12 protein-coding genes are annotated in these 14,283 nt (G+C 42.6%); 4 read left to right on the top strand and 8 right to left on the bottom strand.

What is annotated here, in order from left to right; all coding sequences use genetic code 11:
* Nucleotides 1–164: 164 nt before the first annotated feature.
* From KTR06_RS09985 to KTR06_RS09965, 5 genes are all read right to left on the bottom strand, one after another.
* A complete protein-coding gene (locus KTR06_RS09985; RefSeq protein ID WP_087317200.1) occupies nt 165–1,142 on the bottom strand; it encodes a FecR family protein in 978 nt (325 codons plus the stop codon).
* A 74-nt stretch (nt 1,143–1,216) separates the two neighbouring features.
* A complete protein-coding gene (locus KTR06_RS09980) occupies nt 1,217–2,521 on the bottom strand; it encodes a sulfatase-like hydrolase/transferase (RefSeq protein ID WP_206424623.1) in 1,305 nt (434 codons plus the stop codon).
* 44 nt (nt 2,522–2,565) lie between these two features.
* Nucleotides 2,566–4,017 (bottom strand): sulfatase, encoded by a 1,452-nt coding sequence (locus KTR06_RS09975; protein ID WP_087317199.1) that lies wholly within the window; start codon nt 4,015–4,017, stop codon nt 2,566–2,568.
* Between the two features lie 49 nt (nt 4,018–4,066).
* A complete protein-coding gene (locus KTR06_RS09970; protein ID WP_118195556.1) occupies nt 4,067–5,578 on the bottom strand; it encodes an arylsulfatase in 1,512 nt (503 codons plus the stop codon).
* 111 nt (nt 5,579–5,689) lie between these two features.
* Nucleotides 5,690–6,220 (bottom strand): RNA polymerase sigma-70 factor, encoded by a 531-nt coding sequence (locus tag KTR06_RS09965; protein WP_087317284.1) that lies wholly within the window; start codon nt 6,218–6,220, stop codon nt 5,690–5,692.
* A 1,074-nt stretch (nt 6,221–7,294) separates the two neighbouring features.
* Between KTR06_RS09965 and KTR06_RS09960 the strand changes: the two genes are divergently transcribed.
* On the top strand, nt 7,295–7,681 hold the full coding sequence (locus KTR06_RS09960; RefSeq protein WP_225450776.1) for a GNAT family N-acetyltransferase: 387 nt from the start codon (nt 7,295–7,297) through the stop codon (nt 7,679–7,681).
* Between the two features lie 50 nt (nt 7,682–7,731).
* Here the strand turns inward: KTR06_RS09960 and KTR06_RS09955 are convergent, their stop codons facing one another.
* Together KTR06_RS09955 and KTR06_RS09950 are read right to left on the bottom strand one after the other, a co-directional pair.
* Nucleotides 7,732–8,109: an MmcQ/YjbR family DNA-binding protein gene (locus KTR06_RS09955; RefSeq protein ID WP_087317195.1), complete on the bottom strand. Its 378-nt coding sequence runs from the start codon at nt 8,107–8,109 to the stop codon at nt 7,732–7,734.
* A 266-nt stretch (nt 8,110–8,375) separates the two neighbouring features.
* A complete protein-coding gene (locus tag KTR06_RS09950; protein ID WP_087317194.1) occupies nt 8,376–8,984 on the bottom strand; it encodes an HU family DNA-binding protein in 609 nt (202 codons plus the stop codon).
* 398 nt (nt 8,985–9,382) lie between these two features.
* Here KTR06_RS09950 and KTR06_RS09945 point away from each other — a divergent pair, with 398 nt between their 5' ends.
* Nucleotides 9,383–11,467, top strand: a complete 2,085-nt coding sequence (locus KTR06_RS09945; protein WP_087317192.1) for a BT4734/BF3469 family protein — start codon at nt 9,383–9,385, stop codon at nt 11,465–11,467.
* A gap of 44 nt (nt 11,468–11,511) precedes the next feature.
* Complete coding sequence (locus KTR06_RS09940) at nt 11,512–12,375, top strand: Bro-N domain-containing protein (protein WP_008024972.1); 864 nt, start codon at nt 11,512–11,514, stop codon at nt 12,373–12,375.
* Between the two features lie 132 nt (nt 12,376–12,507).
* Here the strand turns inward: KTR06_RS09940 and KTR06_RS09935 are convergent, their stop codons facing one another.
* The gene (locus tag KTR06_RS09935) at nt 12,508–13,674 is read right to left on the bottom strand and encodes an exo-beta-N-acetylmuramidase NamZ domain-containing protein (protein WP_217290304.1); all 1,167 of its coding nucleotides are present in this window, start codon (nt 13,672–13,674) and stop codon (nt 12,508–12,510) included.
* A 69-nt stretch (nt 13,675–13,743) separates the two neighbouring features.
* Here KTR06_RS09935 and KTR06_RS09930 point away from each other — a divergent pair, with 69 nt between their 5' ends.
* Nucleotides 13,744–14,280: an HDIG domain-containing metalloprotein gene (locus tag KTR06_RS09930; RefSeq protein ID WP_004312347.1), complete on the top strand. Its 537-nt coding sequence runs from the start codon at nt 13,744–13,746 to the stop codon at nt 14,278–14,280.
* Nucleotides 14,281–14,283 lie beyond the last annotated feature (3 nt).

Genomic DNA, 14,283 nt, shown 5'->3' with positions numbered 1-14,283 from the left:
AAGTTTTTAGTGTTAAACTCATGATATTAGAATTTTTTCCCTAGTTGTAGTATTATGTAAATACTAAAAGTTAAGATTTCACATCCGGGATGAGGCGGCAACCTTTTCCCGGATATTTTTTTTCATACTTTCTGTTTATTTAAAGGTTAAACAATGTTTCTCTGTTATTGAATGGTATATACATCGTTTTCTACAGTATATTCAAATCCACCGATAACCTCTTTCATAACGGCAAACACTTCCTGAATAGTTGCTTTTTCGGAGAAGCGGAAATTGTATTTGTCGTTGTTGAAGCGGGCTTCGTTATATTGGATTGTAATATTGTATTTTCTCTGCAATGTGATCATCATGTCTTTCACCGTGACGCTTCGGAAAACCAGCATACCTCTCTGCCATGCAGTGACATCCTCCACGTTGGCATCCGTCAGATAGCTTGCGCCTGTATTTTTCAGATAAGAGACTTGCTGACCCGGATGCAGGATGTACTTTTCTCCTTCTATGCCACATACGACCCTTACTTTTCCTTCAAGCAGGGTAGCTACTATTTCATTTTTATCGGAATAGGCAGCTACGTTAAATTCTGTTCCTAAAGCTGTGACTGATAGTGTGTTGGAACGGACTATAAATGGCTTTTCCGGATTAGGCTTTACCTTAAAATTAGCTTCTCCGAGTAGAAAGACCGTGCGGGTATTTCCTGTGAATTTTTCAGGATAGAGTAATAATGTACCTGAATTGGTCTGTACTTTACTTCCGTCCGGCAAGTCGATATACAACATCTCACCGGCACGGGTGTAATTTTCTACCATAGCTATCTCTGAGTATTCGGCTTTGGTCAGAAAGTAGGTGGCAGATACGGACAGAACCAAGAGTGTTACGGCTGCTGCATAGCGCGTGAACTTCAGGTAGTAGCGTTGTCTTTTTTGAGAAGCGGTTACACCCGCTTTGCGATAAACGGCTTTCAATGATTCGTGCATATTCTTGCTCGGACGACCTTCGGTTTCTATCCATAGCTCATGCAATGCCGCCTCTTTTTCATCGGCATGTTCGGGACTTACCAACCATTGGTGCACTTCTTCTCTGGTTGTTTTATCCAAAGAAGAATTTGTGAATATCCGAATGATTTGTCTGATATAATCTTTCATTGTTATTGTTTTTATATAGAAAAGACAACTAGGCAGGAGTAACTACTCAATGGTAAATGGCTTTTTTTGAAATTTTATTTTTTTTTCTTCGCAGCGTCTTCATATTTGTTGATCACTGTCTGCAATGCCTTGAATATTTTCTTTTGTTTTCCGGTCATATTGGGTTTTGTGATAGGTGATTTTTCATAGAAATCGTTTTCTATGTCATAGAATTCTCCGGTCCGGTATAGTTTATATTTCCGGTCGCGTGCAAAGACTGTTGCTTTTTCATCATATACCTGCCGGGGAGCATACCAGCAGTATATCCATTTTCTTGCTTCTGTTTTCTTTCCGTACAGTTGCGGATAGAAGCTTTTACCATCGGTTTCCGGGGTTGTTGGACGATTAATCCCGGCGACATCACACAAAGTCGGCAGAAAGTCAGTGAAGTCTATCAGTTCTTTGTTGACTTTCCCTTTTTCACCTTGCGGGCAAGATACTATCAGTGGTACGTGTGTACCGGAGTCTATGGTTTTTCCTTTGCCACCGGGGTATGGCTTTCCGTTTAGCATGGAGATCACTGGGCTGTCCGTCCCGTTGTCACCGGTGAATATGATCAGTGTGTTATCTCGAAGTTGTAATTCATCCAGCTGCTTTAAGATGCGCCCTACTAACTTGTCGGTATATTCCACCATGTCTGGAAAGTGTACGGCATTTCCTTTATAAGTGGGGGAGCGCATGGGGGACCATTCTTCGGAGTCAGGTGTGGAGACAAAGGGACAATGTGTCAGTGCCATCGGATAATATACAAAGAAAGGCGATTCTTTGTGTCTTTTTATGAAATCCAATACAAAATCGCAAGATATATCAGGACCGAATGTGCCTTGGGGGTATTCGATGGTTTCACCGTTTATATCCATGACGGGGTTGGCATAACGGGTGTCGTGTCCTTGCTCATCCACTGCGCTTACAGTCTGTTGCCACAGACAGGAAGTGTCGAAACCGAAATGTTTGGGTGAGTCTTTCTCTTTGCCCAGTTGCCATTTGCCGGCAATGCACGTTGCGTATCCTGCATTTTTTAAAATGTTGCCAAAAGTCTCCTCTCCTCTGTCTAGTTTGCCGAAAGCTACATAATTGTGAACATTGTACTTACCCGTCATTAACTGTACTCGACTCGGGGTGCTGAGCGGGTTGGAGTGGCAATGTTCAAACCGTATGCCTTCTTCGGCGAGTTTGTCGATATGCGGGGTCTGATAATTGCCGCCATTGGCTCCAATGCATTCATAGCCAAAGTCATCGGCCATTATTAATACGATGTTCATGCGGTTTTTGGGGGTGGAGGCATGAAGGTAACCACTACTCATACATAGGGTTAACATGGGTAAAAAATACTTTTCCATAATAATTTAAAACGGTTTGTTGTTACTATTTATCTTACTAAATCTTACTTTGCAAATATCCCTTCCCACTTCTGTTTCATTCGTTCTACTGAAGAAGTGCCATATTCTTCTCCTTCAAATGAATTGCGGTAGGCAGACATTTGCTGATGTAAATAGCCAGAGAGTTTTTTAACTTCATCCGGATGAGATGCGCTGATGTCATTTTGTTCGGACGGATCCTGCGGCAGTTTGTACAGTTCAAACTTCCCTTTATTATAATATAATTTATAATCGTAGGTAACAACTGCTCCTTGTGTGCCCGAACAGAAGACAAGAGGCTTTTTCCGCATGGCTTTTTCTGAGGAAAGGAAAGGCAGGAATGATTCTCCGTCCAGTTCGTATAGACCTTGTTGAGATAGCCCGGTCATTTCTAAGATGGTGGGCAGATAATCGGATGTGCTGCAAGGTTGTGTGATATGTCCAGGTAATTTCCCTTTTCCTCCAACCATAAATGCCGGAACTCTGATGCCACCTTCATACAGGGAGCGTTTTTTCCCTTTGAAGATACCGGCTGTTCCGGGAGTGTTCAGCTCGGGACCATTGTCGCTACAGAAGAAAATAACAGTATTTTCATAGATGCCTTTCCGCTTCAGGAAGTTTACCAGGCGTTCTATTTGTTCGTCCATTGCCGTAATGCAGCCGTAGTAATTTCTTTCTTCCAAAGGTAGATCGCTATAGAGCGCAGCATGCTCAGGACCGGCCACGCAAGGCAGATGTGGAGTATGAAACCAGATTGTAGCCAGAAAAGGTTTTCCTTGTTTCAGTGAACGATCGATAAAAGGAAGTGTCCGGTCTATGACAATTCTGCTGTCATCACCCCGAAGTTCTTCCGTAACTTTGTTCCCGTTGATGTCCCAATAGTATGTTCCATACGTTTTCCGTTCTTCATATTCCGGCAGATAATCCCAAAAACGTCCGTTGTTGGATACGGGTGCCGACATCGGATCGAAGGTGGGAACTTTGGATTCCGTCACGAAAGCATCATCGTATCCATGCTCGGATGGCGGATTGAACAGATGTTTATTTTCCGGCCGTCCCCGGTTGGCATCTACTTCTTTGTAGGTAAGCGTACCTAAATGCCATTTACCGAAATGTCCTGTCGTATATCCTTTTTCTTTCAATAACTTGGGCAAAGTTTTCTCTTCCGGACGCAGGATACCTACATTGGGAGCAAACACCCCCATTCGGTAAGCGTTTCTACCGGTCAGGACACTGGCACGGGTAGGTGATGAAAGGGGGGCAGAGGAATAGAATTGATCGAATATCACTCCTTCGGAAGATAGCCTGTCCAGACAAGGAGTTTGGATACGGGTGTTACCGTTGAAGCCTACATCTCCCCATCCCAGGTCGTCGGCCATAATAAGTATTATGTTCGGTTTAGAGGCATCTTGTGCCATGCTTATGTGGAATGTACAAAAAGGAGATAGTAATAACAATAATTGGGAATTTGTTTTCATGATATTATAGGATGATTGAATTTTGGGTAATATGCATCAAGGTGATTTTTCAGCCTTTCGTTTTAATGGCTTCCAGTTCCCTTTTCATTTCCCAGGCTATTTCCGGGTGAGAGATCAATACATTTTGGAGTTGGGTGGTATCATTTTTCAGGTTGTATAATTGTGTGTCAGGCAGCTTTTTGGCTGTTTCTTCAGGTAATGTCCAACCGCCGGAACCTTTGCAGTCAACAAATACCCATTCGTTTTTACGCAGGGCGAAGAAACCGTTTACGGAATGATACACCATTGATTGCCGTTCCTTGCTTTCTTTTTTTGTTTTTTTGCCTGATAGTTCGTGCCAGAAACTGAAACTGTCTTCGGCCGTGTGAGGGGGCAATGTTGTTCCCAGCATGTCGGCAAGTGTAGCGAACAAATCGGTGGAGCATATCAGATGTCCTGAATGGCTTCCGGGTATGATTACATTGGGCCATGTCGCGAGTAGTGGTATTCGGTGCCCACCTTCCCATAGGTCGGACTTGGCACCGTTCCACGCACCGTTTGCCCGATGTCCGGTTTGTGCGATGTCTTCTTCCAGCCACATAGATCCGTTGTCCGAGGTAAATATGACTAATGTGTTGGCTGCCTTTCCGCCACGTTCTACGGCTGTGTATATGCGGCGTACGGTTTCGTCTATCATACAGACAAAGTCGCCGTAAGCTCCGGCAGTGGAGCGTCCTTTGAATTCTTCTCCCGGCAACCATGGGGCGTGGGGGGCTGTCAGTGCGAGATAGAGGAAATAGGGAGTGTCTTGCCTGGAGGCACGGGCTATGTATTCTTCTGACTTTTGGGTGAAGTAGGAGAGGCATTCTTGATGATTGAAGTCGTCTGCCACGTCGCCATGTCGATAGCGGGCACCTCTTACTTTTTTTTCGAGATAGTCTTCCGTATATCCGTTTACGGGAGCTGTCACTTTTCCGTCTTCTATATATATGTATGGGGGCATATCCAGTGATGCGGGCAGGATGCAGCTATAGCCGAAGCCACAGTCTGTGGGACCTCCGCTTATATAAGCGGTGTAATCTACATTGTCCGTGTTCTCTACATTCCACTCGTTGCCGGTAAAGAGGGGTTTCTTGGCATCCTTTTTTACCCAGTCGAGCCCGAGATGCCATTTCCCGATGCAGGCGGTCTGGTAGCCTTGGTTGCTGAGGAATGACGCAATTGTTTCGCGTCCTTTTTCAATCAGGGGGGAAGAATAGCCGGTCAAGACTCCTTTTTTAAGTGAAGAACGAAAAGCGTATCTTCCGGTTAGCGTGCCGTAACGTGTGGGAGTGCTGACTGAAGAGTTGCTATGGGCATCGGTGAACATAATTCCTGCGGATGCCATCGAATCTAATGTTGGAGTGGGAATCTGCGAGTGTGGATTAAATGCATTGATATCGCCATATCCCATGTCGTCTGCCAATATATAGATGATATTCGGTGGAGTAGGTTGCTGCTGGCTGGATTGTGTGTGGCAGGTACTAAGTGAGAAGGCCGCAGGGATTGCGATCAATTGATAAGTGAGTCTCAGAGTTTTCATTACTATTGTTTCTTAGGTTTAAAAGGTGATTACTGCATCGGTGCCTTAACTTATGTCGGTTAAGGAGCAGCGGGATGCGTTTACTTTATAAACACAACTGAAACAGATTGACTACTCAATGGTAAATATGAAAAAAAATAAGTAGAGGACTTCTTTCAGTTCTCCCAACGCTAAATAAATGTGACGCTCTACTGTACGTATTGAGATTCCCAACCGTTCGGCAATTTCTGTGTGGGACATATCTTCTTGTCGGCTCATGAGGAATACTTTTCGCCTTTGCTCGGGCATGCGGTCTATAGTAAGTTTAATGAGTAGTTGCAGTTCTTTGACATATAGCTGGTCATGGATGTCATCGGTACTATAATAATTGTAGTCTTCGGGTTCGGATTGCTGCTGGTATTTTTGTTCGACGGCTTTATGTTTGAGGAAGTTGAATATGTGGTTTCGTGTCATGGTATATATATAGTTATGCCATGTTTCTTTGTCTTCCCATGTTTCGGGAGTATTCCATAGTTTGGCAAAGACATCTTGAGCAATGTCTTCCGCATCTTCTTCTGATTGCAATATTTTCCAGGCAAAGGCTTTTACCTTTGGGAATATTTCATAGAATATCTGCTCGAATTTTTCTTGTTTATTCATCATCTTTTTGCGCAACTCTATATTTCATGATTAGATTTCATAAGTGGCAAAAATAGGTTTATTTATTTATAGGACAAACTTTATTCCTGAATTTAATGTATAATGATATAAAAAAAACTTAGTTGAGAGAGCTACTTGTGTTGATTCATTTAGAAGTGGATTTTGAGTCGTTTGTTTCTTTATCAGTTTGTTTTCTTGTTAAATGAATTTGTTCCCTCTCTATATTGTAATGATTGGGTGTCGTCAATAGACAGTCGTATTTTTGCACATTCATAATTTTTACAAATTTACAAAAGAATGGAGGTATTGCGAAAACTTTCGGGAGTCTTCACCACACAGAATTACACTAATCTTTTGTAGTAAGGATATGCAAGAACTGTTATCTAATTCACCTCGCCTTCCTAATCAATAATGTTAATGAAGCAAACCCTTTGGATTTTCTTTTTTCTTGCGTTCTAGCATAAGCAGTGTGATGTTACATTTTGAAAAGAGGTAGCATCGACTCCGTACTTGTTACCACCGGACTGCGTATCTGCGGTGTCTCTCCCATGTGTTGTGGCGGTACGTTTCGTATTCCTTCCACAATTGGCTTGACTTCCTACCCATCCTTTTCGGCACTATAGACTGTTGAGTATAACTCATTTTCTCGGCAAGTATTTGTTGTGTTATACCAAGTTTTTACACTCGGGGGCATAACAGTGGAAATCGACTATAAGCATTGCGCATAGTCCCTTTTATCTTGTTCGTTTTTAGTAGTCTGTGGGATGTGTCGCCATCTATATAGATTATTCACTATCACAAAATAATGTTCTTTTGAGTTCTTATTGTTCTATCATAAAGACAGTGTTTCCTTAATTGTTTGTTGCATATTTGTTTTATATCAATTTTTGATATAGATAATATTATTGATTTTCAGTGTATTATTATTTATGAAAAATTTATGATGCTGAAATTGAATTAAAATAATAGTAACTTCAAACACGTATAAGCATGGTAGAAATAGAAGAATACGTCTAGTCCGATGAAGAAGAGATTATAGCACTTGTCCTTCATTGCCAGAACGATGGCACTCGTCCGTTGGTAACGGTAGATGACCAGCCGGAATTACTTCACATCAAAGAAAAGTATATTGATGGCGGAGGGAATTTTTGGGTGGCAAAGGAAAGTGGGAAGGTTGTAGGAACCATCGGTTTAATGAATGCAGGGAATGGAGTGGTTATTTTAAAAAAGTTTTTTGTTTATGAACCTTATAGAAGTTTTCCTCATAATTTGGGTCGGCAGTTATATGCCATTTTCTTAGATTTTGCACAAAAACACAATTTCAGAGAAATAATCCTTGATACACCAAGGAATACAGACAGAGTATATCGGTTTTATGAAAAGGCCGGATTTAGAAAGATATCTCAAGAAAAGTTCCCTATAATTTATGACTATCTTTATAGAGATTCAGATTTTTCATATTAAGACTGAAATGAGCTGAATGGTAATCTTGATAATAAGTTAGCTATATCGCATTAAACTTTCAGTGATAACATTTCCCGTTCTTTCTTTGTCGAACTTTTAACTACAATATCGTAGGAGTTGCTTACAAGCTCTTTGATCTTATCATCAGATACGTCTTGATTGAAATAAACACTGATCCAATATTTCTTATTCATGTGCCATCCCGGTCTTATGCCGGTATATTCAGTTTGCAGTTCTCCGGATTCGTCAGGGTTGCATTTGATACAACAAAAATCGGAAATCTCAATGTTAACGAAACAGAACCATTTGTCCGCTGCATAAAAGCATAGAATGTCACGGCTATATTTGTCGGGCACATTGGGAAACGGCATCTTCTCATGGACTCCCTTAAAAGACAGGCAGTATTCTCTAAATTCTTCGATATTCATTTCACTTTTTTATGTTCGGTTATCTATGCAAAAATAGTTAGAATAAAGGAGTGGATAACCATTTTTCTATGAAAATATTCAGGTGAAATATATTAACTGATTGTTCTTAGAGTAGAAAATAACTATCATAACTCTCATTCTTTTTGCTAACATGTTTATTATCTGATGAATAAGTATGATAGACGCTTTTAAAATCCGGTATCTATCATACTTTCTTTATGAAATATGGGTATCTATCATTCCCGTTTCACTGTTTTTTTTGCTGTTTACTCCTTCTTTGTGTTGGCTCGCACATAAATTTTATGACTGCCGCTTCCAATGGTGTCAAGTACTCCTTCCTTTACCCAACCGTTCAATTCATTCAGCGCTTTGTTCTTTAGTAGTCCCGTCAGTTGCGTATACTCTTTGCGTCGTATCATCGGTCGTTCATCCAGAAACCTCTCCAACCTGCGCCGACGCTCTTCCACCGGAACTTCGGCGGAATGTGCAAATCCCGACTTCGCTTTTTCTACAAATCCGCGAACCTTCTTTCGGAAAGAAGATGATGGACGAAAATTTACATTATCGAAATAAATGGACTGCGCATGTATCTCTTTGGCATCCATCACCGGACGTGCTTTCAGCTTGGCTGAAAAATATCCTAGGTTCCCCAACTGGACGTGATGTCCGCTGACTAAATATTCGGATATTTTATTTTCAATAGCCAGCTGGACTCCTTCAATATCTGCCGGCGTAAAGCTGGAAGCTTGAGCGATCTCTTTTACAATTTGTTGAAAGTCGATGGTCCCGTTCGATACGATGCGGGGGTACAACGGCTGTTCGTCTTCGTCTTCTTTCGAAGACGGTTTTTTGCGAAAATCATACTTTGCGTACATGTCTTTTCTATTATGGGTTAATGTGGCTAAAATACCTTTTAAAAGGCATTTTAATGGTTGTTTTGCAGTAAGATAACCTACAATTGCAGCCTAGATAATCAACTGGAATCAGTAGCTTTTCTTGGGCACACATTCGTGGGCTGTAGAGCCCACAGATGTAAACTATACAGCCCGCATAGGTGGGCTGTACGGCACACTTATGCGGGCTGAAGTCTTACTGCCTGCAAAGATACATCATCCTGCCTTTATTCGCAAATTTAGTAAGCATTATTTCTATAAAATAAAGTCGTGTGGCGTGGCAAATAAAAGCAGTGAAATTTGTTTGGACGAAGAGCATGTTGTATCTTTGTATGGCTGTAGTGCAGCTTTCCTTTTACTGGAAATAATAATAAAAAAAGATGAAAATAACATTAGTCAGAGACGATGGCAAGGTAAAAACCTTACGGACGTTGAAAATGGAGCTCCTTTTGGAGCAGATGAAAACGGAAGTCAAGGCGCAGCCCGTCTCAAAGATGAGGGAAGTCTTGCGGTATACTCTTCCGGGAAATTCGATTGAAGAGGTGCGTAAAGTTCCCAAAGTGATGCCTGCCGCAGCTTTTGTCCGTAAAGAAGGGGTAATGACCCTGAATGAATATAACGGCATAGTGATGATGGAAGTCAATAACCTTTCGGGGAGGGCGGAAGCCGACGAAATAAAAGAACTGGTCAAAGAGCTTCCGCAAACATACCTTGCTTTTACCGGATCTTCCGGCAAATCAGTAAAGATATGGGTGCGGTTCACCTATCCGGACGACCGCTTGCCGACTTTACGCGAGCAAGCGGAACTTTTTCACGCGCATGCTTATCAGACGGCTGTGAAATATTATCAGCCACAACTGCCTTTTGATATCGAACTGAAAGAACCGTCGCTCGAACAATATTGCAGGCTGACGTATGATCCTGAACTTTATTTCAATCCGAAAGCAATGCCCATTTATATGAAGCAGCCCGTCAGTCTTCCGTCCGAAACGACTTTTATCAAACGAACGCGGGAAACTGATTCTCCTTTGCAGCGAATGGCGCCCGGATATGAAAATTATGAAGCATTGTCGGTGCTTTTCTCCGCTGCATTCAACAGGGCGCTCGAAGAACTGGACGGATACCGGGAAGGAGACGATCTGCAACCGCTACTAGTGTGTTTGGCGGAGCATTGCTTTCGGGCAGGTATCCCCGAAGAAGATACTGTGCGGTGGACAAAGGCGCACTACCGGCTCCCTTCGGACGAGTTACTGATTCGCGAAACTGTGAAAAGTGTCTACCGTTCCGCCAAGGGATTCGGCAAGAAGAGCAGTCTGACGGCCGAACAGCTTTTCGCCATGCAGATGGACGAATTTATGAAGCGCCGTTATGAATTTCGATACAATACGCTGACCACGGAAGTGGAATATCGCGAACGGAATAGTTTTAATTTCTATTTTCGTCCGGTGGACAAGCGGGTGCTGGCGAGTATCACGATGAATGCCATGTATGAAGGGGTGAAAATGTGGGATAGGGACGTAATCCGCTATTTGGATTCTGATCATGTGCCTGTTTATCAGCCTGTGGAGAATTTTTTGTATCATCTGCCTCACTGGGATGGTAAAGACCGGATTTTGGAACTGGCCAACCGTGTTCCCTGTGATAATCCACATTGGGCGCCGTTGTTCCGTCGGTGGTTTTTGAATATGGTTGCCCATTGGAGGGGAATGGATAAGAAACACGCCAACAGTACGTCACCTTTGCTGATTGGCCCACAGGCATATCGGAAATCGACTTTTTGCAGAATGCTTCTTCCTCCTGCTTTACAGGCGTACTATACGGATAGCATTGATTTCAGTCGGAAACGGGACGCGGAGTTGTATCTGAATCGCTTTCTGCTTATCAATATGGATGAATTCGATCAGATTAGTCCTACCCAGCAGGCTTTTCTGAAACATATTCTGCAAAAGCCGGTGGTGAACACACGTCGTCCGAATGCTTCGGCGGTGGAAGAGCTTCGCCGGTATGCATCGTTCATTGCCACGAGCAATCATCGGGATTTGTTGACGGATACTTCCGGTAGCCGTCGTTTCATCGGTATTTACATGACGGGAGCTATAGATGTGTCGCGTCCTATTGATTATGAACAGCTTTATGCACAGGCGTTGGAGTTGCTTTATCACAACGAACGTTATTGGTTTGACTCCGAAGAAGAGGCTATCATGACGGAAAACAACCGGGAGTTTGAACAATCTCCTGCCATCGAACAATTATTTATGGTTTATTATCGTAGGGCGGAAGAAGAGGAAGAAGGGGAATGGTTACTGGCTATTGACATTCTGCGGCGGATTCAGAAAGCAAGTAAAATGACGTTTTCCGCCAGGCAGGCGTCTTATTTCGGGCGTATCTTGCAGCGGCTCGGAGTGAAATCTAAACGGAAAACGTATGGTACGTATTATCATGTTGTACCTTTGGAGGTAGAATAGAATTTGTTATTTATTAATTGTTTACATCATATATATATAATGCTATGACTAAAAAAGATGCTATAAAAGTATTTGAAGATAAAAAGATCCGTGCTGTTTGGGATGACCAAAAGGAGGAATGGTATTTTTCCATTGTGGATGTGGTAAGCGTGCTAACAGAAAGTGTTGATGGGCGCAAGTATTGGAATAAGTTGAAACAGCGTCTTAAAGCAGAAGGCAGTGAGTTGGTGACAAGTTGTCACCAACTGAAATTACCTTCTTCTGACGGCAAACTGTATAAGACAGATGTAGCTACAACCCAACAGCTTTTCCGTCTAATTCAGTCTATTCCCTCGCCCAAAGCGGAACCCTTTAAGATGTGGATGGCTCAAGTCGCCAAAGAGCGTCTGGATGAAATGCAGGACCCCGAACTGACTATAAATCGGGCGATGATGGAATATAAATCTTTAGGTTACTCGGACAATTGGATTAATCAACGATTGAAATCAATTGAAGTACGGAAGGAACTAACTGACGAATGGAAAAGAAATGGGATGCAAGAGGGCGTTCAGTTTGCTGCATTAACGGATATAATTTATCAGACATGGGCTGAAAAGTCGGCAAAAGAATATAAGCAGTTTAAAGGATTGAAGAAAGAAAATCTCCGTGACAATATGACGAACACTGAACTGATCCTTAATATGCTTGCTGAAACGGCTACTACGGATTTGTCCAAAGAGAGAAACCCATCCGGTTTTGCTGAAAATGCCGAAGTGGCAAAAGATGGAGGAAATGTGGCAAGAGTTGCTCGCAAGCAATTGGAAAGTCAGCTAAAACGCCCTGTTATATCTCCACTTAATGCAAAAAGTGCATTGCAAGTTGGTGATGAACGGGAAAAAAATGAAACTTCAGGAGAGAGCGTGGATTGATCAAGTATGATAGATACCTCGTTTTTGATGGTCTAAGTATGATAGATACCGGAAATAATAGTTATCTATCATACTTATTCTTTTAATTATAAGTGGTTTATGAAAATGAATGAGAGTATGATACTAGTTTTTTTACTCATAGAGAAGATATTTTTTTCTAATCTCCTTGTAATCCTGTAATTCCTTTTGCCAACTATTCCGGATAGCCTCTTCCGATTCTCCTTTGAGGATAGCTTTGCGTACGCTGTCAGTTCCCATCAGCAAATCAAACCATCGGGCACGGGAGAAGAAAGCTGCTTTTTCGCCGGATAAGCGATAAAAGTCCAAGAAGTAGCGGAGTGTAAATCCGTTCACATTGGTTACATTCCGGAGGTCTTCCCCATAACAGGTGATACCTTTGTGCATCGGATTTTTGTCAAAACCGGGTAAGGAGCGGGGAGTAAAAGTGAAACTTCCGTATTTCTTATTAGGTGCGCCCAATACTTGGAAAGGAAAAGTTGTCCCCCGTCCCACGCTGACGCGGGTGGCTTCAAAAGGACAAAGTGAGGCATACAATCGGATAGACTGGTCGTTCGGGAGGTTGGGCGACGGTTTGATGGGAAGTGAATAAGGTGCTCCGTGTTTCCATCCGGTCATTGGAATTACCTTTAATGAACAAGGATTTTTCTTGTTGGCAATCCATCCTTCCCCGTTTATCATCTGTGCCAGTTCGCCGATGGTACATCCGTGGAGAACCGGAAGGGGTAACATGCCGACAAAACTCCGGTAGGCAGGTTTGAGTATCGGACCATCCACATAATCGCACGGATTGGGGCGATCCAGTACAACCATTTCTTTCTTGTTCTCTGCGCAAGCTTCCATCACATAATACATCGTGCTTATATAGGTATAAAAGCGTGCCCCTACATCCTGAATGTCGAATACAATCACATCGACATCTTTTAGTTGGGCGGCAGACGGCTTTTTGTTGTCACCATAAAGCGATACGATAGGAATGCCGGTGTGGGAATCTTTTCCGTCTTTCACCGTTTCACCCGCATCTGCGTTACCACGGAAACCATGCTCGGGAGCAAATACTTTGACTACCCGGACCTCTCTCTTTAATAAGGTATCGAGAAGATGAACCTGCTTTCTTCCCACAACAGAAGTGTGATTGACCACCATTCCGATGCGTTTTCCTTTCAGCAACGGCAGATATTGATCCATCTGTTCTGCTCCCGTGACAATTTGACTGTTTACACGCATTGGCAACAACATAATGAACAAAAATATAAGAATGAAGGAAACTCTAGTTTGCATATCGGTAATTTTTTTGTAATATTGCACAAAAATATTAATTTCTCATCAAGAGAGCAAAAAATAAAGCACATGAATCCATACGAAATCATTGATAAGTATTATCCGGAGAATACCCAGCAGAGACAAATCTTAGTAATACATAGTTTGGCCGTGTCCGGAAAAGCAATGAAAATGCTGGATGCTCATCCCGAATTGCGTTTAAACCGGAGTTTTGTAAAAGAAGCTGCTCTGTTGCATGATATTGGAATTTTTCAGACCGATGCTCCCACCATTCAGTGCTTTGGCACTCATCCTTATATCGCCCACGGATATTTGGGAGCTGAAATCTTGCGGGCGGAAGGTTTCCCCCAACACGCATTGGTGTGCGAACGCCATACGGGAGCCGGACTCTCGTTGGAAGATATCATTGCCCAGCAGCTCCCCGTTCCTCATCGTGAGATGCTGCCCATTACCCTGGAAGAGCAATTGATTTGCTTTGCGGATAAATTCTTTTCTAAAACCCATCTGGATGAAGAGAAAACTGTGGAAAAAGCGCGGCAAAGTATTGCAAAATATGGTGAAGAAGGCCTAAGCCGCTTTGATAGATGGTGTTCTCTCTTTTTATAGCAC

The sequence above is a fragment of the Bacteroides sp. MSK.20.12 genome (assembly GCF_019052435.1).
GTDB classification, from domain to species: Bacteria; Bacteroidota; Bacteroidia; order Bacteroidales; family Bacteroidaceae; genus Bacteroides; species Bacteroides xylanisolvens.
The sequence above is the reverse complement of the archived record's forward strand: the minus strand, read 5'-3'. Positions and strand labels throughout refer to the sequence as shown.

What these genes read in the sequence shown, in the direction of transcription:
- KTR06_RS09985 (WP_087317200.1), bottom strand. Translation starts at nt 1,142, where the DNA reads ATGAAAGATTATATCAGACAAATCATTCGGATATTCACAAATTCTTCT.
- KTR06_RS09980 (WP_206424623.1), bottom strand. Translation starts at nt 2,521, where the DNA reads ATGGAAAAGTATTTTTTACCCATGTTAACCCTATGTATGAGTAGTGGT.
- KTR06_RS09975 (WP_087317199.1), bottom strand. Translation starts at nt 4,017, where the DNA reads ATGAAAACAAATTCCCAATTATTGTTATTACTATCTCCTTTTTGTACA.
- KTR06_RS09970 (WP_118195556.1), bottom strand. Translation starts at nt 5,578, where the DNA reads ATGAAAACTCTGAGACTCACTTATCAATTGATCGCAATCCCTGCGGCC.
- KTR06_RS09965 (WP_087317284.1), bottom strand. Translation starts at nt 6,220, where the DNA reads ATGATGAATAAACAAGAAAAATTCGAGCAGATATTCTATGAAATATTC.
- KTR06_RS09955 (WP_087317195.1), bottom strand. Translation starts at nt 8,109, where the DNA reads ATGAATATCGAAGAATTTAGAGAATACTGCCTGTCTTTTAAGGGAGTC.
- KTR06_RS09950 (WP_087317194.1), bottom strand. Translation starts at nt 8,984, where the DNA reads ATGTACGCAAAGTATGATTTTCGCAAAAAACCGTCTTCGAAAGAAGAC.
- KTR06_RS09945 (WP_087317192.1), top strand. Translation starts at nt 9,383, where the DNA reads ATGAAAATAACATTAGTCAGAGACGATGGCAAGGTAAAAACCTTACGG.
- KTR06_RS09940 (WP_008024972.1), top strand. Translation starts at nt 11,512, where the DNA reads ATGACTAAAAAAGATGCTATAAAAGTATTTGAAGATAAAAAGATCCGT.
- KTR06_RS09935 (WP_217290304.1), bottom strand. Translation starts at nt 13,674, where the DNA reads ATGCAAACTAGAGTTTCCTTCATTCTTATATTTTTGTTCATTATGTTG.
- KTR06_RS09930 (WP_004312347.1), top strand. Translation starts at nt 13,744, where the DNA reads ATGAATCCATACGAAATCATTGATAAGTATTATCCGGAGAATACCCAG.